Below are 22,537 nucleotides of genomic sequence, written 5' to 3' on the forward strand. Positions count from 1 at the left end.
AAATCATCTTCGATGCACTAAAATGAATTCCTTTCCTTATGGCACAACGTTAACTGCAAAACTGTTTCGGTAACCTTTTTCTATGGCGCAACGCGATACCGGCGAGAATTACAACATCGCTATTACCATTTTTGGGTCAGCGCATAGTCCGGGCGGTTCGCTGCCAGGTGTGCATCTACTGGACAGTAAAGGCAAATGGCAAATAATTTTGCCGACAATAAAAAAAACGAATGGAGGAAATAAAGCCGCATGGTCTCGCCGGCTGCACTAGCGATAACTGCCACTGGAATCTTGAGTAAGCGCCGACAAGAAAAAATACGCCCCATGGGCTTCGGGTACGATAATTGCTTGATGCTTATCGCAAAGACTGGCTGCTTCCTTTCGGGAAAATTCTAAAAGGAGTGATAAAAGGAGCGATATTAATGATGGTTTTGAGGCGGTAATGGGTGGCTTTCAGCAATCCCTGTTTTCATAAAAGCAGCCGATATACCTGCTTATTCCTGAGTCGGGTGCGTGGTTTATGCGATGTAACGCACAGATGTAATTGGGAAAAACGAAAATGATGACGCTTTGATCGACCTTCAGAAGGAGGGGCAGACCATGGAGAAGTTTTTATTACTTTGTTACAACTCTGTTCTTATATACTGGACCGGCTGGGTAGCATACGGACTGGCAACCAATCTGGGACCTTAAAAAACAGCACAAGCAGGGCAATAAAAATCCGAGGAGGTCGGTTTTTGGATCGCCAACAGAGTTGTTTAATGCTTTAGCTAACAAAGTTTAATGTAGGTGTTTACCGATTTTCTGCGTTAATTCAGGGGGCCTTATCGAGCGCCGTCGTTAATAACGGTAGCGGCGTGGTGGCCCGCATGACGGATCGATCAAGCTGGGGCGTGTATCATCCCCCTTCGGAAACATTTCTATGGGCGTCGGGAAGACCTATTGCCTGGCAGACTCTGCCGTGCTCTTCCCGTTACTTTTTTTACAATTGCACCAGTTCGAGCAAGCGGCCAATGCTGGGTGAGTGAAATTCCCATGAGATTCGATTGGGCTAACTCATCCAATGGCCGAAGCATGACTCATAATGCGGTAACCACAGCGGCATAGCGGCCACCAGAGGCTTGCTGCATATCTGATCTATGGCAAGCCGTGACTTGTGTAACGCGGTAGGCAAAAGCGGTTCATAGTATTATTAGGAAGGCCACCCAGCGCGGCGTGTTGATCTGGCAGGCTTGCGCCTCATAACCCGATGGCGCTTGTGCTGATAACCGCAAACCCAGCAGAACTCGTATCCTTGTCAGCGCGTCCGCAGCGCGTCCGGCCCGGCGATAGCGACTGCATATTGCTTCAAGGTTAATCCGTTTCTCAGGTTTGCCCATGTCGGTAACCCTCGCTTGATTCGGTTATCAACAGTTTGAGCTATCTTCCGGAAATACCTCTTCAGTTACTTTTTTTATGGAGGCAATTCGGAAGCAAACCCCGGCAATACAATGATTTTTGGGTGTGATAAAATCAAACACGTTTTCAGTTGAAGGCTTTCCTTTTGTATCGCTATATAGCCGGAACGCAGGGGGAAAGTTCAATCAAACTTTGTCTGAAAATAATGAATAAGATCTATTGCCCGGATGGTGAAATTGGTAGACACAAGGGACTTAAAATCCCTCGACTGGAAACGGTTGTGCCGGTTCGACTCCGGCTCCGGGCACCATAACAGAGTTCCAGTAAGTCTCAAAGAGTACCAAAACCTTAATAGATACGGGCATTAGCGCTGATAGACCGTTTCAAGCCGTATCAATTAATATCTTGACATACCGTCAGTAATGGCGGTATCTTTGACGGCAGAGCACATACCGTCATACTTAGATACCGTCATGCCTCTCTCTGATCCCGCTGTACGCAATGCAAAACCTTCCGCCAAGCCATACAAGCTAACTGATGGCGAGGGGCTTTATTTGCTTATCAATAATGCGGGGAAATATTGGCGGTATGACTATCGTTTCCAAGGAAAGCGCAAAACGCTCGCGTTTGGCGTTTATCCTGTCATTACCTTGGCTGATGCAAGAGACCGGCGTAATCAAGCCCGTAAACTGATAGCTAATGGCGGAGACCCTGGAGCTATCAAACAGGCTAAAAAACAAGAAGAAAGACAACTCGCCGCCAATACCTTCAAAGCCGTCGCTCTTGAATGGCACAAAAAGCAATCAGTAAAATGGGTGCCCAAGAATACCGCCAGGACATTGAGCCTGCTGGAGCGGAATATCTTTCCCTATATTGGCAGCACTCCCATAGCGCAAGTAACACCTGCGAGTTTGTTGAGCGCAGTTCAGAAAATAGAAAAGCGCGGCAACATTGAAACCGCTCATCGATCGATGCAGATTTCTGGGCAAATATTCCGCTACGCCATCGCCACGGGTCGGGCTCAAGCGGATCTTAGCCTAGTGTTAAAAGGTGCGCTCACGCCCGTAAGAGAAAAGCACCACGCCAGCATTACCGATCCCAAAAAGATAAAGGATTTACTTCTCGCGCTCGAAGGCTATAACGGATCGTTTATTACGTTGTCGGCTCTTAAATTAGCGCCGTTGCTTTTTGTGCGCCCGGGAGAACTCCGGCATGCTGAATGGTCAGAAATAGATTTTCATGCTGCTGAGTGGCGTATAGCGGCCGGCAAGATGAAAATGAAGGCCGTTCACTTGGTGCCTTTGTGTAAACAAGCTTTGGCCGTATTGCGGGAGCTGAAACCGCTGACAGGAGAGGGTCGGTACGTTTTCCCGGGTGTCAGAAGCTATGCCAGGCCGATGAGTGAAAACACGGTTAACGCAGCTCTAAGGCGCCTGGGTTACGATAAAAACGAAATGACGGGGCATGGCTTCCGAAGCATGGCATCGACCATCCTACATGAGCAGGGTTGGCCCCATGAAGCAATAGAAAGGCAATTGGCGCATGCTGAACGCAATAAGGTAAGTGCTGCTTATAACTATGCCGAGCATTTACCAAAGCGCAGAGAGATGATGCAGGCCTGGGCGGATTATTTGGACGAGCTCAAGGCTGGACAGAGTTACACCGTGGCCTGACGGACTTCAGGCAATAAAACGGGGTGTAAAGTGTTGACGCACCAAACACCCCTGACCACAACGCAACCTTTACTGGAGGTACGCATCATGGCTAACGCCAATTCTACACCTATTGAAACACCCCTGGATCGTCTCAAGGTCGAGGACTGTTGGTGGGGCAAATTTTATCAAGGAACGCAAGCAGACCTTATCGGCGCCGGATTGGTTAAGCTTGAGTGGTTTCCTGGGCCGGGCACCGCAAAGACTGCAACCAGAATCGCAATAGTCGACGGCGAAATGAAAGTTCTTCCATTGGGGAGAATGGCGACACGGGAGCAGCAGGAAAAAGGCCTGGTGAAGATTTTTCAGGCAAGCAAGAATGTATTCAAGGTACACATAGCTTACAGCCGAGAACAGATCGAAAGAGAAAATTTCAAGCGGGAAATAGAGCGACAGCATGCCGATAAAAAACGAGCGCTGGAGGCAGCAGCCAAAAGCCCGGGGGAATTCTTACACGATCAAAAACGTGTGATCAAAGGCCTTCTGGAGGTAGTTTTTAATCACTTTAGAAGGGCTGACAATGGTTTCCATTATTCGAAAGAAGTTATTGAACAGGCGAATGATTTAATTTGCGATTTGATTGAACTGGCCGAAGACGGGAAGGTATATTTTGACCAAAAGCGGCATCAGCACTTTATGGATGACGTGGAGGAAAAGGCAGTAAAAGCGCATCCGGAATTTTCCGCATTCATGGCGGCGACTCTGGCGATTGGTAAAGCTGCAGCATGACAAGTTAAGCCACCCCTAGCCCGACGGGGCGAAAAGCGGAAACCTTCACCGCCTGGGGTGGCATCTCAATGAAGGCACTTTGAAGGGGTGCGAAATGGTAAATAAAGACTGGACGGGAAAAGAGGCTTGGGCTGCTAATCAATCGGCATTAGAAGAAAATCCATCACGCTCATGGACTGACCCCACATTACCTTATTCGCAATGGTTCGCTCTTCAAGAGCTAGATACTTGTCAACAAAACTACGAGAACGACCCTTATTTCCTAATGACGGCAATAAGAATTTGTGCAAATCATCAGTTACCACTGCCAGACTGGGCGGCAAAATCGTATATCAAAGCGTATGACAACGTTAATCAAGCGCGGGCCAAATCATGGAATTCTGTATTCGGTAACCCGTATCCAAAAGGCCGACATCTGAGCGCAATAAGAAAAAAATTAATGTATCAGGTTGCGATATGGAATGAAATTACATTGATTCGACAAATGGAGCCCGATACACCGGTAGACGAAAACCTCTTCGAGACCGTAGGTAAAAAGTTTGGCCTCGGGAAAACGCTTGCCAGCGAATATTACTACTCGGAAAAGAAGAGGTTTGAGAAGTAAGGTTTCCGCTAATTTTCAAAATCTTGCGGAAATACAAAAAAAGGATAAGTTGATTAAATGGCGTTGGCTGTATTCAGTAATCCACTGAAGCCCGTAACGAACGATGAGGACATATATGAACAAACCAGCTTATACATTCCCCGGCTTTTGCAGTGATCACCATATCTCCAGATCATTCCTTTATGAATTGATTAAAGAGGGCAAGGGTCCACGTCTTATGAAGATTGGCCGGCGCACCTTAATAAGCGCAGAGGCCGCTGCTGACTGGCGCGCAAGAATGGAAGCCGAGACAAACCAGACATCAGCACAGGGGCAAGTATGAAAGAAAAAGAAACCGACTACATACGCGAGTCGAAACTCATTCCCGGCATAGTGCCGTTCTCACATGCAACGCTGTGGCGTAAGGTGAAATCGGGAGAGTTTCCAAAGCCCATCAAACTATCTGAACGTATCACAGCGTGGGAAAGGAGCGCTGTAATGGCGTGGCTCGAATCCAAAACTCAGGAAGGAGCTGGAAAATGAATGATGATCAGAAAATAAAAGGCGCAGCCCCCTGCCAAGAGAACGCGCCTTCGAAATACGTCAAGCAACAGAATACCAAAGAACTGAGTATTTTGGAAGAACTCCGCACCGGTCGCACCCTTAATAGGTTTGAAGCTGAGCGGCTAGGCGATCACTGCTTACATTCCACAATTTCTACCCTACGCAGCAAAGGCTATTCGTTTTACGACGAATGGGAGCGCGTCCCTACCCGCTTCAATAAAGAAGCTCGCGTTAAACGATACCGCTATGTTGGGTTAGGGCGTGAGCAAGGCTAGAACGCGCGCGCTAAGGGAAGCGCAGGAAAAGCGGGGGCCGGGCGGATTCGTTGCCTTGCCTTTCGCCTTGCTGCGCAGCAGGTCATTCGCCGCCCTCGGACCGCACTCAGTTAAGCTTCTGTTTGATCTATTGCATCAGTATAACTTACGGAACAACGGCGACCTCTCTATGAGCTTTGAGAAGGTTATGAAGCCTCGCGGATGGAAGAGCAAGGACACGCTGTATAAAGCCCGCCAGGAGCTCTTAGAGTGCGGTTTCATCATCCTTACTCGGCAGGGCGGATTGCACCAATGTTCGCTGTACGCCGTGACATTCTTTGCGGTCGACCATTGTGAAGGGAAGCTTGATGTAAGCGCCACTCGATCACCGCTCGGGCTTTGGAGCAAAAACGAGCCGGTTAAAATTAGATCGTCCAGTACGCCTGCCGTACTAGATAAGCAGCATTTAGGTACGCCGGCCGTACTATAGGATTCTCAAATTGCCCATTTAGGTACGCCGATCGTACTTAAATGGGCCTTTTTTACGCCCTTACTAGTACGCCTACCGTACACCTTCTAAGAGTTACCATCTTATACAAAGAATTCTCCGTCCTTGTTAGGCGAGCTAGTCAAGGACCACGATTCCCGGCTCCCGGGTATCCTCCGGACCCTCGCCAATTCTGCTAATGATCTCTGAAACCTCTTTCGGCAGATTCAACGCGTCGGCCAGAGTCAACGTCCTACTCGCGATCGATCTTAGATTATTGCCAGTCTCCCTTGACAGCGTGGCCAAGATCAAGCCTATCGCCATTTCGGTATGTTTTAAACGCTCATCAAGATCCAGTATCGACGTATTCATTTCTTCCCCAGGTAGTGTAATGAAAGCCAATTTTACCACGTCCACATATCAACTCAGCAGTGGGCACCCAGCCTCCCTGTCACCGTTACAGTAACGTTACATCACCGTTACGCATCCGTTGAACGGCTGTTCAACACATGTTCACTCGCTCGCGACAAATCCAGAGCGCTCTGGATAAAACCAGAATAACCCAGCAGGTTATTTATCGGTTTCGGAAAATAACCTACCCAAGCAATGCTTCAAGCATTCATCAAGCAGAGCTTAACCATTGCGCATCACCTACCCATGCCTTCGCCATGCCTTCGCTATGCGTTCGCATTGCCAAGGCAATTCTTCTGATTCGGTTCTGAAATCATATCTGACATCACATTGCTGTCATTCGACCGCGAGCTGCTGGCAATCATTTTTCTGTTCTTATTTGTACACTGAAATCCACAGGGGTATTAAGTGTAACGTACTGTATCAATAGGACAATTAACATGATATAAAGATAGTGAGACATTCTTTATATGGAGTATTAAATGATCCACGAACTGAAAGAACAACGCGCCCTGGCTGTAACAGAAATGCGCGGTATTGTAGAAAAAGCGAAAGCCGAAAAGCGCAATCTGTCTGCTGACGAGGCCGCGAAGTTTGACGGTTTGAAAGCAAAGATTACCGAACTTGAAGGACAAGAGGCCCGCACATCATTTCTGGAAAACGCCGAGCGCAGCATGAACGGCGTACCGGTCGACGGCGACAAAGCTTTCAGCTCCCTGGAAAGCAACGTAAGCCTGATGAGCGTCATTCGTGCCGGCATGGAAGGCCGCGCACTGTCTGGAGCCGAAGCTGAATACTCGAAAGAGATCGAGCGACGCACAGGCCGCAAAGCTGGCGGCGTATTCGTTCCCCTTTCCGTTCTGGAGAAGCGGGTAAATACGACAACTACCGGAACCCAGCTTGTCGCGACTGAGCACAGACCGGACCAGTTTATTGAGCCCCTGCGCAACAAGCTGTTGATGCGGCAATTGGGCGTACGCGTACTCAGCGGGCTGGAAGGCTCGCTGTCGATCCCTGCTTATACCTCCGGCGTCACGGCTGGATGGGTAGCGGAAAACGGCTCGCTTACCCCTTCCGACATGGACTTTGACAGCAAATCGCTTTCCCCCAAGCACGTCGGCGCGTTGTCCGAAATGTCACGGCAGTTGATACAGCAAAGCAGCCCCGACATTGAGCAACTGCTTCGCGACGATATGTCGTTCGCCCTGGCTGCCGCACTCGATAGCGCGCTGATCAAAGGCGGCGGAACCAACGAGCCGACCGGGATCATCGGCACAACCGGCGTTCAGACCCACTCCCTGGCTACCCTGGATTGGGCGGGTATCGCTTCCATGGTTGAAAAAATCGAGCTCGCGAACGCTACCGCGGGCGCATGGTTAACTTCCCCCGGCGTTGCTAAAAAGCTCCGCGTCACCCTGAAATCGGCGACCGCCGGCGCAGCCTACCTTTGCGAAAACAACCGCATGGCCGATCTGCCCGTGAACAGCACAAAGCAAGTGCCCCTTGCTACGGCAAAAGGCCAGCTCATCCTGGGCGACTTCAGCCAGGTGCTTCTAGGAATCTGGAGCGAGCTGGATATTCTGGTAAACCCGTTCGACTCTACCGCATACGCTCGCGGCGGGGTGCTGGTTCGGGCGATGGCAACCTGCGATATAGCGCTGCGCCAGCCGACCGCCTTTGTCCTGGCCAGCGACATAACCGTCTCGTAATAAGGAGGCGCGCAGGTGATGACAAATGCCTTTGAAATACGATCAGGAGGCGATCTGCGCGCAATCTCTCCCGGCAAATTGGCCGGGTATGCGGCGGTCTACAACTCTCAGAGCCAGGACTTAGGCGGCTTTGTAGAGCGCATCCTGCCGGGAGCGTTTAAACGTTCACTCACCAAACCGGACAATATCCGCGCATTGCTTGAGCACGACCCACAACGCCTTTTAGGCCGCGTGGGCTCGCGTACTCTTTCCCTACAGGAAGATACCAGGGGGCTCTACTTCGAGTTGTCGCTACCTGATACCAGCTATGCGCGTGATCTGGGCGCTCTGGTCGAGCGTGGCGATATATCCGGCTGCTCATTCGGCTTTCGTGTCCCTGCTGGCGGCGATCACTGGGAAATGTATTCCGGCCAATTAACGCGCGATCTGGTACTGGTCGACTTGCACGAAATAACCATTACTGCAAACCCTGCTTATCTTGATACCACCGTTGCTAAACGCAGCATGGAAGATTGGCAGCTAAGTCGTTTAGAAGCCGATATGCGGTGGCTGGAAACGGTGGATGACGACGACTGTGGAGGCTCGCGATGCGTACGACTCTACTAGACCGCGCGCTGAGTTTTGTTGGCCTGGAGCGCCGGGCATATAACGCACAAGATCCATCATGGAACCATCCTTTGATAAGTAGCGGCCCTGCCAAGGCTGAGAGCCTTTCAGCGGCCTATGCGTGCGTAGCAGCGATAAGCGAAACCATTGCATCTCTACCCCTGATTCTCTACAAGCGCACCGCTGACGATGGAAGGGAAAGGGCGCCGGAAAACCCGCTGTATCGAGTATTGCATGATCAGGCGAACGAATTGCAAACAGCACTTGAATTCCGCGAAATGATGCAAGCCAATACATTGCTACGCGGCAATGCTCACGCTGAAATCATCCGCGGCAATGATGGGCAAGTTACCGCGCTAGTGCCATTGCTGCCAGGCAGGGTAACAACGCTCCAGCTCGATAACGACCGGCTGGCATACGATGTGACAGACACCAAGGGGCGCGTGCGGCGCCTGCTGCAGCATGAGGTATTGCATCTGCGCCATCGTTCCGATAATGGCTTGGTGGGAGTATCGCCAATCACAGCAAGCAGGGAGACCTTCGAGCTAGCTCTATCCGAGCGTGATCACGGCAATTCGACCTATACGAACGGAACAAGACTATCCGGAATATTAAAGTTCAAACAGTCACTCAAACCCGAACAGTTGGAGCAGATCAGAGAAACGTGGCACAAGAGGCACGCCGGAACCGATAACTCCGGGCGGATAGCCATAACCTATGGAGACGTTGACTACGTGCCCACATCGATGAGCATGGAAGATGCGCAGTGGCTCGAGTCGCGCCAGTTCTCAGTTGAAGAGATAGCCCGCCTGTTCCGCGTACCGCCTACCATCATTGGCGATCTGCGCCACGGCAACTACTCCAACAGTGTCGAGATGAACAGAGTATTCGTAGTTCATACCCTACGGCGTCACATGACGATGTGGGAGCAGGCTATCAGCTCATCATTGCTTACCCCTGCCTCGCGCCAACTCTACTTTGCTGAGCATAGCGTTGAAGGATTGCTAAGAGGCGACAGCACGAACCGCGCGGACTTCTACAGCAAGGGGATAGCAGATGGATGGCTACTCATTGATGAAGTGCGCAAGTATGAGAACCTGCCTAAGCTTCCACCCAGGCAGGAGAAGCCAGAGGCTGGCATATGAAAGAAAATCACCGCAACCTCATAGCCCCAGACCGCGCTCCTTCCTTTCCTTTTATAAATCGTAACAAAAAAGATAAAAATCACCGCAACCTTGCGCTCCTAGACCGCGCTGGTAGTCATTTATTCGCACGTGCAGTTCAGAAAAACAGGTTTTTCGTAGTTAAACACTTAACCAAAATGGATAAACATGCTTACCAATTTGCCGATGACGCTACCGGAATACATTACCGCGCATCTAACGAAGCCGTTCAAATGGGGTGAAAACGACTGTTGCACGTTCATAGGAGCGTGGGTTCAGATTAAGGCCGGTCGCGATTACCTGACTGAGCACAAGCCCTGGCGCACCGCGCGACAGGCTGCAAAAAAGCTTAGAGACCTGGGCGGCATTCGAGGTTTGCTCCAAAGCAATCTGAAACAGATCAATCCAAACATGGCTCAAGACGGTGACTTAACAATTTATCAAGGCACGGCACACCTATTTAGTGGCTGGCACATAGTTTCGGTTGGGATCGATGGCTTGATTTTTACTGACCGTACTGTAGCAAAGGAGGCGTGGACATGCCGCCACTAATAGCCGCACTACCAGCAATTGCTGCAGCAGTTGGTCTTACTGTCCCTCAGCTAGCGTTTGCTGTCGCCTCTATTTCGCTGACTATCGGCACTACCGTATTCGGCGCAGTCCAGCAAAAAGCCGCAGCGAAAAAAGCCAAACGCGCCGCAGCCCGCGCCCGCGAGGATTTCCTCAACTCTTTGCAAGAACGCACGGTAACGCGCATTGCTACTGACGCGCCTCATCGGTACGTTTACGGGAAAGCCAGGGTCGGTGCGGATATTGTCGCGACGTTCAAGAGCGGTCCAAACGACGAATATAAGCATCTGGTTTGCGTCCACGCGGCCGGGGAATCGGAATCGATCGATGAGATTTACATCAATAACAAACCGCTGGGCCCGCTTGACGATGAAGGCTTTGTCACCACCGGCGATTATTTTATTTCCGTCCGCACGGAGAACATCAGCGAGACCTTTACAACCTCACCTTTTACCATGACGCGCACGCCGTCAAGCGCGATCCGCGTTATTGCGAGTGGTCGCGTCATGACAGCGGCCGGCCAGCCGTTTCCATTTCCGCCCCAAGGCGGCGAGGTCAGTTTTACGCGGGTCGGGAATACGCTCACGGTAACCAGTGCGCCGAGCTCGCCGATACCGGGCACTTGGCTGCAAGTGACGAGCTACACGGTAACGTATCAGTATCAGGTCAACGATTCACAAGTCCGGGTCAAGAAGCACCTGGGCGCGCCGGGCGATCCTGCTGATGCTTCCCTGCTGGCCGAGTGCGGCGACAAATGGAAGCCTACTTCTACCCTCAGCGGATTCACCTACACAGTGATCCGGCTGGATCTGAGACAGGCGGAATTTCAAAACGGCGTCCCCGATATTAATGTCTTGATGAAAGGGCGAAAGCTCTACGATCCGCGCACCGGTTTAACGGCGTGGAGTAGTAACCCGGCGCTCGTAGCCTATGACTACCTAACCTCTGAAATGTGCGGGGTTGATCCGGCTGATCTTCCAGTAGCGCGCTATATCACGGCGGCAAATGTCTGTGATGAACAAATTCAAGGATTATGCTAATGGATAGAAGCTTTACCGTTAAATCTGCCAACGGGTTATTAAGTTCCTTGGCAACCCCTTGCCATGTTTCACAATCATTCGATTCAGCGACTGGAGCGTCTGACAGCGCAAGGATTCAATGCAATGCACTTTGGGATACAGGCGCGACCAAGTCAGTGATAACAAAACGTCTCGCCGACGCATGCGGCCTAAAACCTATCAGAGCTATAAGGCCAGTCCTTATACAAGGTGTAGACGGGCTCGAAAAGAGTGCGGCCTACGTGGTAAATATCCATCTTCCAGACAAGATTACGATACGTGAACTGACGGTCCTTTTAAAGGATCCGGGCGATGTGTGGTGGGATGTAATCGTCGGGATGGATGTCCTGTCAGTTGGAAATTTCTCGATAAGAAACGTGAACGGCAAGACTGAGTGGTCATTCAGTATTCCATTGGGCCGGCTATCCAAGCAAGGCGCTAGCGATGGGAAATGAAATCACGGCAACCTCAGGGACTTGGACACCGCGCTCCCTCGCACGCAGACAAAAAATTCCATATTTGAAAATATTCAACAAATCAAATGGCGAGCGAGTGGAACCGGTAATCAATTTTTTCGTTTTGTTGTTCCAGGCGTCCTACGCCCGATTAGTCGTGAGTGCGATAACCGCGACGGCCAGCGGCAGGGTTTCCTTTCATTCCCCTGCGCGGCTGGCTCTACCAGAAGCCCTACAATCAATTTAAATGGAGTGGTGGCTACCTCAGCGTGGACGCCGCGATAAAATGGGCTATGGTGGTCTATAATCGTTTAATTAGGTGAGTTCGATGCCGCCTAAGAAACCCGCAGGAATATTCATTAGCTGACAATCTGTAGGAAAGGTCGGCTGGGTCCTAGTGCTGAGCTATGACGGTATCTTTGACGGTACCTCATCCATAAACAATATATAAATCATTAACTGATCAATAAGTTATAGAGTTTATTCGAATGAGGCTCCGGCACCAGCAGATAATCCAGAAGTCCAGAGAGATACAAATAATCATTCATATTACATCTCCGGACCTGCGCGATAATGTTAGGGGTGTTGTAGACAATAACCCGACTCAAGCATTTAGGCTAGTGGAAGTAAGCCAGACACTTGAAGAATAAGACAATTGAATCTAAAGCCGGCCGCTGCTAGAGTTGATCCGTTCTACCAATACCACGGTGCTGTCCATAATCTGTCCAAGAGAAACAGCGGTAGCTTAACTTGTTCCATAAGCGATATAGAGGCCGGCCAGGAACTCCAATCGGTTGGCCGCAATATTACCGGTTTCGCCCTGCGCCAGAAGGTTGGCGGCGGCGCTGTAAACAATCATGAATAGTCCGACTATGAAGCGGCAAGGCAATCCATACTTCCGGCAATGAAATATTGGGGTTCAAACGGTAAGGAGGGTGGGTAGTCAAAAGATATATTCCTGCTGAGTTAAGCACAACCTCTCGTATCGGTTAAAATCCTCGATTCTCTTCAACTGCTCTCCACGAAATGACCACTGAAAACAGTTCAACGGCACGATCACCGCGCATGCCTGCTCCTCCTTTGAAGAAGGCTCTTAAAAAAAACCAGGGTATTAAGAAAAACATGGAGGATTGCGCCGCTGAGCTTTCTACCGTCAATGCAACGGTCAAGAAAGATATGAAGGCAGGCATTACTCTGCGGCAGGGAAAAAAAGCACTGGTACAAAGCGAACGCGTGGAAAGTCAGGTACAGGACTGCGCTATCAAGCTTGATGAAGTCAATAAAACCCTGGAACAGGAAATTGACGATCACAACAAGCGCGACTCCGAACTTAGGGAAATTACGGAAAAGCTGTCTGTAGCGGAACGCACCTTGTCCGATACTGAAGACGTATTGGCGAGCGTGAATCAGGCAATGGAGGAAGCAAAACAACGTTCGTTACAAGATGCCGCGACAGGTATACCCAATCGGGATTTATTCAACGTTCGCATTGAGCAGGCAATTGCTCTGGCTAGACGGAACAATTGGGTTTTGGCGGTGATGTTTATCGATCTCGATCGCTTTAAGCTGATAAACGACACCTACGGGCATGCCATCGGTGACGAAGTATTACAGGCAGTGGCGCAACGTATGCAAGGGCGCGTCCGTTTTGAGGATACTCTTTGCCGCTATGGCGGCGATGAGTTTCTTTATCTGTTGGTCAACCCGCAAGGCCTTGAGAGCATTCAACGAGTTGCAGAAGAGATGTTCGAGCGTGTTGCGCAACCCGTAATAATTGGTGATCTGACGCTAACTGTGGAACCGAGCATCGGTATTGCTCTATATCCAAATGATGGAGATACCAGCTTGGAATTGGTGGCGAACGCTGATGCTGCCATGTATCGCGCAAAAAACACAAAGGCGGGTTATACCTTGTTCGATCGCGTTAAAGATCACTCAAATCGGGTCTAATGCACAGCAGGGGAGCGCTACCGTTTCTGTTTTAGGTCTCGAATGTGATACACCGAACAGTATGAGCCATTAAAAGGGATTAATCTGATTTCTAATGCTGTTCCAGTAGCAACTGGTAACGGCGATTCAAACGTAAGCTTTTAACGGGAGATCGATCATGAATAAAGATCAAGTGAAAGGAACCGCGAAAGACATCGCAGGAAAAATCCAGGAAGAGGCCGGCAGGGCGGTAGGAAGTAAAGAGCATGAAGCCAAAGGCCTCGGCAAACAAGTTTCCGGCAAAGCCCAAAAGAAATATGGAGATGCCAAGGAAGCCGTAAAGGACGCAGCGGACGAGCTTTAAGCTCTGCAGTCCAGCATTCCTGCTCTAACCCGCTTCGGCGGGTTTTTTATTATTGCCGCGCTTCTTATCGGACGCAGCAATGATGCCGTGGAGGCATGGCGCCTAAAAGACCTTCTCATGGCTGAGTTAATTCGTTTATCCGTGTTATCAAATCTTTCCCATTATTATTCGATCGACTCGATTCACTGCTCTATCTACTCTCCATGAAGGCTTCGGTGGGCAAAGAGCGGGACTGCGCTATTTGTGCGGCTTCCTCAATCGGCGTATCAGGTCCATCCAGCGCCACGCGTCCTCCTGTTCCAGCGCAACAGCCGGCGGTCATGTATATCCACCATGCCGCCTTCAGAGTCCTCGGTGACTGAAAACGCATGAGATAAGTTATCGGACTACTCAGCCGAGCCGGAGAGCTTTGCCGTATCGCCATCGATCCACGCTCTGGCCTCTGTATTTGCAGCTTCCTGCGCCTTGCTCTCTTCGTCTAAACCTGTAGCGAAACTCTCGTAAGCAACTATACCGTCGCTATCGAGAATCCTGTAGCGACCATTCCAGAGGCCGGTGGTATCGTCGTGCTCTGCACTGGCAACAATTCTGTAGCCTTTGTAATCAACATTATCAACGTTCATCTAATCTCCTTGGTAAACCGGCTGTGCTCGCACTCCCGTGCATCATGGAATAAGCGGTCAAACTCCTTCTTCACCACACCATAGCACTCGCAAACGCCTTCATACAAGCTAATTCATCAAATATTGGTAGTAACTGTAAAGGGCCTAGTTTTTAAGCCGATCTAATGCTCGTGTTCTTGAGATGACCGCTATGTGTTTCAAAGTCAAACAGATCATTCCATTGTTTCAATTCGTCCTGTATCTGCTGCGAAAAACCGCTGTTTTCCCCGTCATTATTTCCCCGACAAACCAGTCAGTTTCGTTTCTTAATTTGCGTGCTTCATACGGCTGAAAACCTTCATCGCGCAACCCCTTCAGGACATCGCTGGTAGGAATATAGTCCCCTTAAAAATACTGTAACAAACCCACAGTAAGATGCGCAAACCGAATCTTATTACAGGAGTGAACCATGTTTGAATACGCGGTGTATGTACGGACTCAAGAGGGCTATATCGAGCGCATGAATAACGTTATTTCCAACCTGCCTTACGATCCGCAAGGAACCTATGGTTCTTTATCCCCCTATGTGCACGAAGAAGAGCTTGTCGGTTTTCCTGAATCGGTAGTGCTCTGGAAAAATAGCACAGGCCCCAGCGTCGGGATAGCCCCCATTAACGCTGATCGCAACTCCCCCTCCTTATTGGTTGCTTAGAGCAAGGCTGGTGGGCAACTGGAGGAAATGAAAAATGACTCTCAATACTTCTCATTTTGGTGTTGGTATATTTATAGTACTGGTGAGCCTGGGCGCTGCCTATGCCACCCTGAATAATTTTCCCGGTCGTCCTGCACCCGGCGCCGCGGGGCGGTTACATGAGGATTTGAATGTTGCGTTCGCCTCTCACTGGAAAACCCGGGCGGGCCTGGACATCGAGGTTGAGCAGGCGCGGAGCAAGTCGGGGAAGCCGGTGCATATTACGGTCGATGGACTTAATGTTCCGGCCCTCGCGCTGTCCTACGATGTAAATAAGCTGGCTGATAAGGAACGACTTATTGCACCCGGCCCTCGCGAGCTTTTAGCGCAGGATTTTCGGACTGGCCCTTATCCTTCAGCCTATACCTCAACCATCGTGTTTCTCGTACGGAAAGGCAACCCAAAGGAACTGCAGGACTGGAGCGATCTCGTGCGCCCTGATATAAAAGTAGTTAGCCCGAACCCAAAGCGCTCGGAAAGCGGCCGCTGGAATTATCTGGCGGCCTGGGGATATGCAATCAGGCAATCAGGCGGCAGTGAACAAGCCGCCCGTGAGTTTGTCAGCCAATTGTTTGCCAACGCCAAGGCGGTGGATTATAAGGATGAAAAGCCGGAAAGCTCCACTACCGCCTTTGTCTTGCTCAACATAGGCGATGTACTCCTCACCTGGGAAAATGAAGCGCACCGGATCGTTCAGAATAACGGAAACGATAAGTTTGAAATCGTTACCCCGTCTAGGTCAATAGTGGCTGAACCCGTTATTAGCGTAGTGGACGCGGCTGCACATGGGGTCGCACATGGGAAAGGCGCGCGCGGTGTAGCGGCTTCATACATCGAATATTTATATACACCCCAGGCACAGCATATCGCCGCCAAGCACTATTACCGTCCCCGCGATCGGTCCGTGGCCGCCAGGTACGAAGACCGTTTTCCCCACCTTGAGCTGTTTACTGTTGACGAGGTGTCCGGCGGCTGGCAGAAAGCCCAGAAAATACATTTTGCCAAGGGCGGTGTTTTTGACCAGATCACCGGTGATGTTTCGGATTCTGTCGCTGTGAATGGCGCTATCGATGCCGCTTCACAGATAAGCGCGATGGATAATTTACTCGTCCTCCAAAATAATTGGGGATTTAATTAGCGGCAATTCCCCGATCCACAACCACATAAGCATCAGGTGAGCGTCAGCGAATAGCGAAGGTGGCCACCTCATTGTAAGGAGCGGTCCACATCACGTCAGGCTTCGGTGTACCTCCAGCCGAACACATCTATTCAGATGATCATGTTATCGAATGCAATAAAGGGTTTTCGCACGCCAGACTGTTGAGTATCAGCATCAGCTGGCAAAAACCATTAAAAAGGAAAAGGCATTTGATGCACAATGTAGCGCCGAATAATCCTTAGTAACAAAATCGGCATTACCTTATAGATAGATCACAGATGGAGGACCAAATTAGTGAAAGCGGGCGTGGGGCACAGAATACTTACCCGTTTGCTCATGCCCGCGGGAGTAGCTAAAACAGCTTTTCCATTACTGGCAGCTCGCGCGTTGCGCGCCTTTGGCGATGGCTATATTGCTGTCCTTTTGCCCGCTTATCTGCTGGCGTTGGGATTTGATCAACTGGACGTAGGCTTTTTAAATACAGCAACGTTAGCCGGATCAGCTTTGGCGATGCTGGGGCTCGGGGCGATTGGCTACAGATGGACAACTCGTCGGCTGCTGCTGTTCGCTGCCTTGTTAATGGCAATTACCGGCTTTAGCTTCGCGAGCGTTTCATCGTTTTGGCCTCTATTTGTTGTCGCATTCGTAGGAACCCTTAATCCGGGTTCAGCCGATGTAAGCGTATTTTTGCCGTTGGAGCATGCCCGCCTGGCGCAGGCGGCTAGCGGCAACGCAAGAACCACGCTGTTCGCTCGTTATTCGCTTATTGGCTCACTGAGCGCCGCTGTTGGCGCGTTAGCCGCCGGCATCCCATCCTGGCTCGCGCCATGGTCCGGCCTTTCCTTAATTGATGGCCTGCGCGCAATGTTCGTGCTGTATGGTCTACTCGGCGGATCAGTCTGGCTGCTCTATCGAACTCTCCCGGCGATCGAGATCCAGACTGCCCCGCTACAACAGCCGCTGGGGCCATCACGCAGCATTGTGTTCAAGCTTGCCATGTTATTCAGCATTGATGCGTTTGCCGGGGGATTGTTGGGAAACTCCCTGCTGACGCTTTGGCTCTTTGCGCGGTTTGGACTGTCGCTCGGACAGGCCGGTACATTCTTCTTCTGCGCCGGGCTCTTGTCTGCCGGATCCCAGCTTGCTGCACCAGTCATCGCGCGCAGGATCGGGCTGCTCAACACGATGGTCTTCACTCACATCCCTGCTAACGTGTGCCTCATTTTTGCTGCAATTGCCCCCAATCTCGAGGTCGCACTCGCTCTGCTGCTCGTACGGAGTGCATTATCGCAGATGGATGTGCCGACACGTACTGCCTATGTAATGGCTGTTGTTACCCCGGCTGAGCGCACCGCCGCTGCAAGCTTCACCGCGGTATCCCGCAGCCTTGCTTCGATCGCGAGCCCAACCTTGACCGGCGCTTTGCTGGCCAGCGGGCTGCTGAGTGCACCTTTGATTGCTTGTGGAGCTTTGAAGATCGCCTATGATCTGGCCTTGCTAATATCCTTCAGGCGCCTGAATGTTCCGCCGGATTGAGAATAGAAAAATCGGTTTTCGATCACGGTAAGGGCAAGTCTGTCCTTCAGTTCAGGAGATAGGAACAAAACCACAAGTTATCAAGACCCATCATCACCTTTCATTGCCTCTGCATCTTCGGCCGTGCCGGCTTGAACTCTCCTGTGATCGCCTCCATCACTCCGCCTCTCGTTTATAGCCAATCCGCAACGTCATAAAACAGACACAAAACCGAAATGATATCGACATGACCGGACAGTACTCTCCCAATTGTCTTCCCTTAAAGAAGACGAGAATAACCAGATGAAAATATCAGAGTTGCGTTAAACCCTCTTCTATTTTCGTAATGGTCCAAAAGCACCAAGGCAAAAATACTTATACCAATAAATTAATGCAGGGGCGCTGACCTGGTTACCAACGGGGCTTGAGTTAATAGCCAGGGATGTCACGAAAGCGGTTCCTGATCCATCTTGCGGAGAATGAAATGCTGAAATTGCGGGGTATTGAGATAGTAGTAGTGGTATTGGGTGCGCTGCTTGGAGGTGTCAGTATTGTGAATGCTGATCCAATTGTAAAAATTGACGGTTCCAGCACTGTTTATCCCATTACCGAAGCAGTGGCGGAAGATTTTCAAATAGCCAAAAACGGGGCCGTTAAAGTCACAGTTGGTATTTCAGGCACGGGTGGTGGCTTCAAGAAATTTTGCCGCGGTGAAATAGATATCGCCAACGCTTCGCGCCCCATCTCGAAAAAAGAAATGGACAATTGCAAAGCTGCCGGGGTGCAATACGTTGAAATGCCAGTGGCGTACGATGCGTTGACGGTTGTTGTAAATCCAAGAAATGATTGGGTTAAAGTTATTACCGTCGCAGAATTAAAGAAGATTTGGGAGCCCGACGCGCAGGGGAAAATAACCAAATGGAATCAAGTAAACCCGGCATGGCCTGATGAGCCAATAAAGCTTTACGGTCCAGGAGCGGACTCGGGTACGTTTGACTACTTTACTGAAGCCATCGTCGGAAAGGCCAAATCGAGTCGGGGCGATTTCACCGCTTCCGAAGATGACAACGTGCTGGTACAAGGGGTGGCGAGCGATAAAAACGGGCTTGGGTTTTTTGGCTTTGCTTACTACTTCGAAAATCAGAAAAAGGTTAAAGCGCTCGCTGTTGATGGAGATAAAGGCGGTATTACCCCATCCATAAAAACGGTGGAGGATGGAAGCTATCAACCATTATCACGCCCGATTTTTATTTACGTGAATATCAAGGCGGCGGAAAAACCCGGAGTCAAGGAGTTTGTGGAGTTCTATATGAAAAAAGGACCGGCTTTGGTAAGCGAAGTTAAATACTTTCCGCTGCCAGCACAAGCTTACGCCACTAATCTGGAGCACCTGAACAAGAAGAAGCTTGGCACGGTATTTAACGGCCAATCTGAAGTGGGGCTCAAGATCGATGAATTGCTCAAGCGTGAGGCCAGCCTGTAATACGACGAAAAAGATGAGGTGGCAGACTGCCAATAACCACTGCTATTTAAACCTTTAAATCTCTGGGGGAAGAATAGCGCAGACTCGGAATTGTTGGCAGTTGGTTAAGTACAAGCGGTCAAGCAGGTGGGCTAGGCCGTTCTCCACCTCGAACAGGTCAGCTCTCAGCTGCCGGCATTCTATCCAAAAAGTACTGCCTGCATCTTCTGCGCTTTCCACCCCAATAGTTCCACCCATCATTTTCACAAGTTTTTATCACGGACGGCCCATTCTCGTCTTCGGGCCCCTCCCCCTACGCCAGGCGATGGTAAGACTGGAATAACTGATCCATTTTCTCTGCCAGGAATGCCAACGCATGCATCCGATGCTGATCCGAGTCCGGCCGGGGAGATTTTTTCTCACTGAATGGCAACTTTGCCTCGGACGGCGTGTACTTGATATTGTCATTTTCTCACAACATGGAATAACGGCAATTCCATGTGCAAGAAGTCTTGTTCAGGCTTCTTCACAGTGACCCCCCCGGAGCACCATCCGAAATCGGGACGGAGCCAGGCGTTCCTCCCGTCCATCCCGTAACAATCCATCGGCAACGTCCAGTAGCTTGGCAGTCCGTGGGGAGACTATTCTTTCATTTACTCCATGCATGGCGGTTTCGAGGCCGTTGTAGAAAGCCATCCCGTACTCGGATCGAGTCATCATCGTTCAACGCTGCCCTTGGTACTGTCATGAAACTGTTACCAAAGGTTAATAAGGCGGTCATCTCTTTCCCCTATTCTTGCCCCGGTTTTACAAATAAACATAACCATAAACTTCACAACTGGGAGCATAGCTTTGAAGATTTCGAAACTTATATTGGCAGCGGCAGCCGTCTTGGGAGCAAGCACATCGTCCGGAGCTTTTGCGATTGACCTTTATATTGATACCAAAACCAAGCAAATATATGGAGAGCCTGGATCTGACCGGCAACCTATAGGTACTTTTGAGAGAGTCGAACGTACTCCATCGAACAATGCAACGCCAGCGCCGGAAGCAGAGAGAACCGGCCAGTCAACGTCCGGCGACAGAAGCGCGAGACTAAAAGAAAAGGCGGAGCGGGCGCAGCTCGTCGGCAAGATTGAGTCCATTGAGGAGCGTGTCAAAGAAAGCGAGAAGCAACTCAAACTGGATAAAAACGGCTTGCAATTCGAAACAGCAGACAAGAATTTCAAGTTCAAGATCGGGGGCCGGATTCACACTGATTACACCCATAGCAGTAATGATAATTTCTTCTTTAGGGATGGCACTCCGGTTCAAGCCAATGATGGGGCAGAGCTGCGCAGGGGGCGCCTGGAGTTTTCAGGTACTTTCTTTAAGGATTGGGATTTCAAGAGCCAGGTCGACTTTGCTGATAACAGTGTCGGCGTCAAGGACATGTTTATCTCATATAGAGGGCTGGATTTCGCAAAGGTCAACGTCGGCCATCAGAAACAGCCTTTCAGCCGTGAGTTACAGGAAAGCTCCAACGACCTCATGTTTATGGAAAGATCATTAATGAATGTGCTTAACGCACCGCTCGTAGATCGCGCCATTGGTTTAAATGTGTCACACAGCGGTAAAAACTGGACTGGACAGGTTGGACTTTTTGGCGAGTCAATCGACCCTAATAACAACAGCATTGATGAAAGCTGGGGAACCAGTTCGCGTGTCACTTTTGCACCCATTAACGAAAAGACAAAGGTTGTCCATTTAGGTGTGGCGGGAAACTATCGCAAACCGAGCGGCAGCGGCCAGCTATTCGGTCCCGCTAATGGCGTGAGATTCAGGCATGAAACATCGCATCTGACTAACCTGTTTCCGATTGATTCGAGCACCATAGGAAATATCGAGGACATCAAGATGCTTGGCCTGGAGGCCAGCGGCATATATGGTCCGTTCAGTGCGGGAGGCGAATATACCCGTAGCTGGATTGGCCGCAACAATGGTCTGGATTCTCTAAGCTTCGATGGCTGGTACGGAGAAGCGGCGTGGACGCTCACCGGGGAATCGCGCAACTACAAAGAAGGAAAGTTTCACAGAGTGGAGCCAACCCAGAACTTCAGTTTTTCCAAGGGAGGATGGGGCGCATGGGAGTTGGCAGCACGTGTCGCCGGAGTAGATATGAACGATGGCGCCTTCAGGGCAGGTGAGATGAAAAACTTTACCGCTGCCGTGAACTGGTACGTGAACAGCAACATTCGCTTCATGTTTAACTATGACAAAATCCTGGAAATCAAGGATTCGCCGCTAGTGACGGCAAGCGGTGGAAAGCCGTCTGGCCTGAACACTTTCATGTTCCGGAGTCAAATAGCCTTCTAATACCGTTCTCTTGAGGATTTGCGTGAAATCACGGATCAGTGGGTTCAGAGTGCAACCAGGAACGGCCCGAATGGTGCATTTGGTACCAGAACCCCCTCCTCCGCTGATTTTATTTCGAGTCGACAAGTAATGCGGAAGGGTCTGGCCGCATGGGATTTGATAGGTGCGGTACCGAACATATTCCTCACCTAAAGATTTGTAAAAATGCGGCCACACCTGAACGAGGATTTTTTTTTGCTGCTATGTTTTCCCACCCCAAAGAAATGTTATGAAGAAACGAAGATACGTTGATCTGTACGGTTATACATCGGATGAGTTTGACCACTTGCTGGAAAGAGGTATTAACAAAAAGCTTCGCTCTGCCGGAAAGTCCAAGTCGGCGTTAGACATGCGCACAGTCTTTGCAGCTTATAAAGATGAAACTCGCACGCTCCCTCGCCGTAGGCTCCGTGAAATGCGCATTACCGCCAGATCTCCAACTTCTCAAGGCACAAACATTTGAGTAGGTTCGCTTGTCTGGTTTTGAGTTGTCTGATCCATGGTGTGTAAAGGACCCGTCCGAGTTCCGGATATAGGGAACAAGCTTGCTCATGCAAAATCTCCAGAGAAAAAAATTTTGACGAAAGCGTAAAGCAGATGTTGCGGCGCCCATTCTTGGAATGAGCGTGTTGCTTTTTTGTGAACGCAAGCGTTTTTATCTG

General features: G+C 50.2%; 21 protein-coding genes and 1 tRNA gene. 19 read left to right on the top strand and 3 right to left on the bottom strand.

Annotation, left to right across the window (positions count from 1 at the left end):
• Positions 1–1,619 precede the first annotated feature (1,619 nt).
• The 6 genes from BLS94_RS12430 to BLS94_RS12460 all read left to right on the top strand — a co-directional run bounded on the left by BLS94_RS12430 (position 1,620) and on the right by BLS94_RS12460 (position 5,261).
• Positions 1,620–1,708, top strand: a tRNA-Leu gene (locus BLS94_RS12430).
• A 163-nt stretch (positions 1,709–1,871) separates the two neighbouring features.
• The gene (locus BLS94_RS12435; RefSeq protein WP_090961534.1) at positions 1,872–3,071 is read left to right on the top strand and encodes a tyrosine-type recombinase/integrase; all 1,200 of its coding nucleotides are present in this window, start codon (positions 1,872–1,874) and stop codon (positions 3,069–3,071) included.
• Between the two features lie 87 nt (positions 3,072–3,158).
• Entirely contained in the window at positions 3,159–3,839 is a 681-nt protein-coding gene (locus tag BLS94_RS12440; protein WP_090961538.1) for a hypothetical protein, read from the top strand.
• 94 nt (positions 3,840–3,933) lie between these two features.
• Positions 3,934–4,443, top strand: a complete 510-nt coding sequence (locus BLS94_RS12445) for a hypothetical protein (protein WP_090961541.1) — start codon at positions 3,934–3,936, stop codon at positions 4,441–4,443.
• A gap of 318 nt (positions 4,444–4,761) precedes the next feature.
• Entirely contained in the window at positions 4,762–4,965 is a 204-nt protein-coding gene (locus BLS94_RS12455; protein WP_090961547.1) for a helix-turn-helix transcriptional regulator, read from the top strand.
• On the top strand, positions 4,962–5,261 hold the full coding sequence (locus BLS94_RS12460; RefSeq protein WP_218124804.1) for a helix-turn-helix domain-containing protein: 300 nt from the start codon (positions 4,962–4,964) through the stop codon (positions 5,259–5,261). Before BLS94_RS12455 ends, BLS94_RS12460 begins: the two co-directional genes overlap by 4 nt.
• Positions 5,262–5,865: 604 nt before the next feature.
• Here BLS94_RS12460 and BLS94_RS12470 read toward each other — a convergent pair.
• Positions 5,866–6,099, bottom strand: coding sequence for a hypothetical protein (locus BLS94_RS12470; protein ID WP_143021696.1), 234 nt, complete (start codon positions 6,097–6,099; stop codon positions 5,866–5,868).
• Between the two features lie 521 nt (positions 6,100–6,620).
• Here BLS94_RS12470 and BLS94_RS12475 point away from each other — a divergent pair.
• The 8 genes from BLS94_RS12475 to BLS94_RS12515 all read left to right on the top strand — a co-directional run bounded on the left by BLS94_RS12475 (position 6,621) and on the right by BLS94_RS12515 (position 13,992).
• Complete coding sequence (locus BLS94_RS12475) at positions 6,621–7,847, top strand: phage major capsid protein (RefSeq protein WP_090961555.1); 1,227 nt, start codon at positions 6,621–6,623, stop codon at positions 7,845–7,847.
• Between the two features lie 18 nt (positions 7,848–7,865).
• The gene (locus BLS94_RS12480; RefSeq protein WP_090961558.1) at positions 7,866–8,453 is read left to right on the top strand and encodes an HK97 family phage prohead protease; all 588 of its coding nucleotides are present in this window, start codon (positions 7,866–7,868) and stop codon (positions 8,451–8,453) included.
• Positions 8,435–9,598 carry a phage portal protein gene (locus BLS94_RS12485; protein ID WP_090961561.1) on the top strand — a complete coding sequence of 388 codons (1,164 nt, stop codon included), beginning with the start codon at positions 8,435–8,437 and terminating at the stop codon, positions 9,596–9,598. Before BLS94_RS12480 ends, BLS94_RS12485 begins: the two co-directional genes overlap by 19 nt.
• Positions 9,599–9,784: 186 nt before the next feature.
• Positions 9,785–10,168, top strand: coding sequence for a DUF6950 family protein (locus tag BLS94_RS12490; RefSeq protein ID WP_090961564.1), 384 nt, complete (start codon positions 9,785–9,787; stop codon positions 10,166–10,168).
• Positions 10,156–11,226, top strand: a complete 1,071-nt coding sequence (locus BLS94_RS12495) for a hypothetical protein (protein ID WP_090961567.1) — start codon at positions 10,156–10,158, stop codon at positions 11,224–11,226. The genes BLS94_RS12490 and BLS94_RS12495 overlap by 13 nt, the downstream gene beginning before the upstream one ends.
• Positions 11,226–11,699, top strand: a complete 474-nt coding sequence (locus tag BLS94_RS12500) for a retropepsin-like aspartic protease (protein WP_256325425.1) — start codon at positions 11,226–11,228, stop codon at positions 11,697–11,699. The genes BLS94_RS12495 and BLS94_RS12500 overlap by 1 nt, the downstream gene beginning before the upstream one ends.
• Before the next feature lie 1,065 nt (positions 11,700–12,764).
• Positions 12,765–13,649, top strand: coding sequence for a GGDEF domain-containing protein (locus tag BLS94_RS12510; RefSeq protein ID WP_176767875.1), 885 nt, complete (start codon positions 12,765–12,767; stop codon positions 13,647–13,649).
• 157 nt (positions 13,650–13,806) lie between these two features.
• A complete protein-coding gene (locus BLS94_RS12515; RefSeq protein ID WP_090961578.1) occupies positions 13,807–13,992 on the top strand; it encodes a CsbD family protein in 186 nt (61 codons plus the stop codon).
• Positions 13,993–14,378: 386 nt separating this feature from the next.
• Here the strand turns inward: BLS94_RS12515 and BLS94_RS12520 are convergent, their stop codons facing one another.
• On the bottom strand, positions 14,379–14,615 hold the full coding sequence (locus tag BLS94_RS12520; protein WP_090961580.1) for a hypothetical protein: 237 nt from the start codon (positions 14,613–14,615) through the stop codon (positions 14,379–14,381).
• Between the two features lie 448 nt (positions 14,616–15,063).
• Here BLS94_RS12520 and BLS94_RS12525 point away from each other — a divergent pair, with 448 nt between their 5' ends.
• From BLS94_RS12525 to BLS94_RS12540, 4 genes are all read left to right on the top strand, one after another.
• Positions 15,064–15,306, top strand: coding sequence for a hypothetical protein (locus BLS94_RS12525; protein ID WP_090961583.1), 243 nt, complete (start codon positions 15,064–15,066; stop codon positions 15,304–15,306).
• A 34-nt stretch (positions 15,307–15,340) separates the two neighbouring features.
• A complete protein-coding gene (locus BLS94_RS12530; RefSeq protein WP_090961586.1) occupies positions 15,341–16,483 on the top strand; it encodes a sulfate ABC transporter substrate-binding protein in 1,143 nt (380 codons plus the stop codon).
• 315 nt (positions 16,484–16,798) lie between these two features.
• Entirely contained in the window at positions 16,799–18,040 is a 1,242-nt protein-coding gene (locus BLS94_RS12535) for an MFS transporter (protein WP_218124805.1), read from the top strand.
• A gap of 463 nt (positions 18,041–18,503) precedes the next feature.
• Positions 18,504–19,502, top strand: coding sequence for a PstS family phosphate ABC transporter substrate-binding protein (locus BLS94_RS12540; RefSeq protein ID WP_090961589.1), 999 nt, complete (start codon positions 18,504–18,506; stop codon positions 19,500–19,502).
• A gap of 495 nt (positions 19,503–19,997) precedes the next feature.
• Here the strand turns inward: BLS94_RS12540 and BLS94_RS14660 are convergent, their stop codons facing one another.
• Positions 19,998–20,201: a hypothetical protein gene (locus tag BLS94_RS14660; RefSeq protein ID WP_143021698.1), complete on the bottom strand. Its 204-nt coding sequence runs from the start codon at positions 20,199–20,201 to the stop codon at positions 19,998–20,000.
• Positions 20,202–20,333: 132 nt separating this feature from the next.
• On the opposite strand from BLS94_RS14660, the gene BLS94_RS12550 reads away from it, so the two are divergent.
• Complete coding sequence (locus BLS94_RS12550) at positions 20,334–21,836, top strand: OprO/OprP family phosphate-selective porin (protein ID WP_090961594.1); 1,503 nt, start codon at positions 20,334–20,336, stop codon at positions 21,834–21,836.
• Positions 21,837–22,537 lie beyond the last annotated feature (701 nt).

It is taken from the genome of Nitrosospira sp. Nsp18 (assembly GCF_900103145.1).
In the GTDB taxonomy this organism is placed as follows: domain Bacteria; phylum Pseudomonadota; class Gammaproteobacteria; order Burkholderiales; family Nitrosomonadaceae; genus Nitrosospira.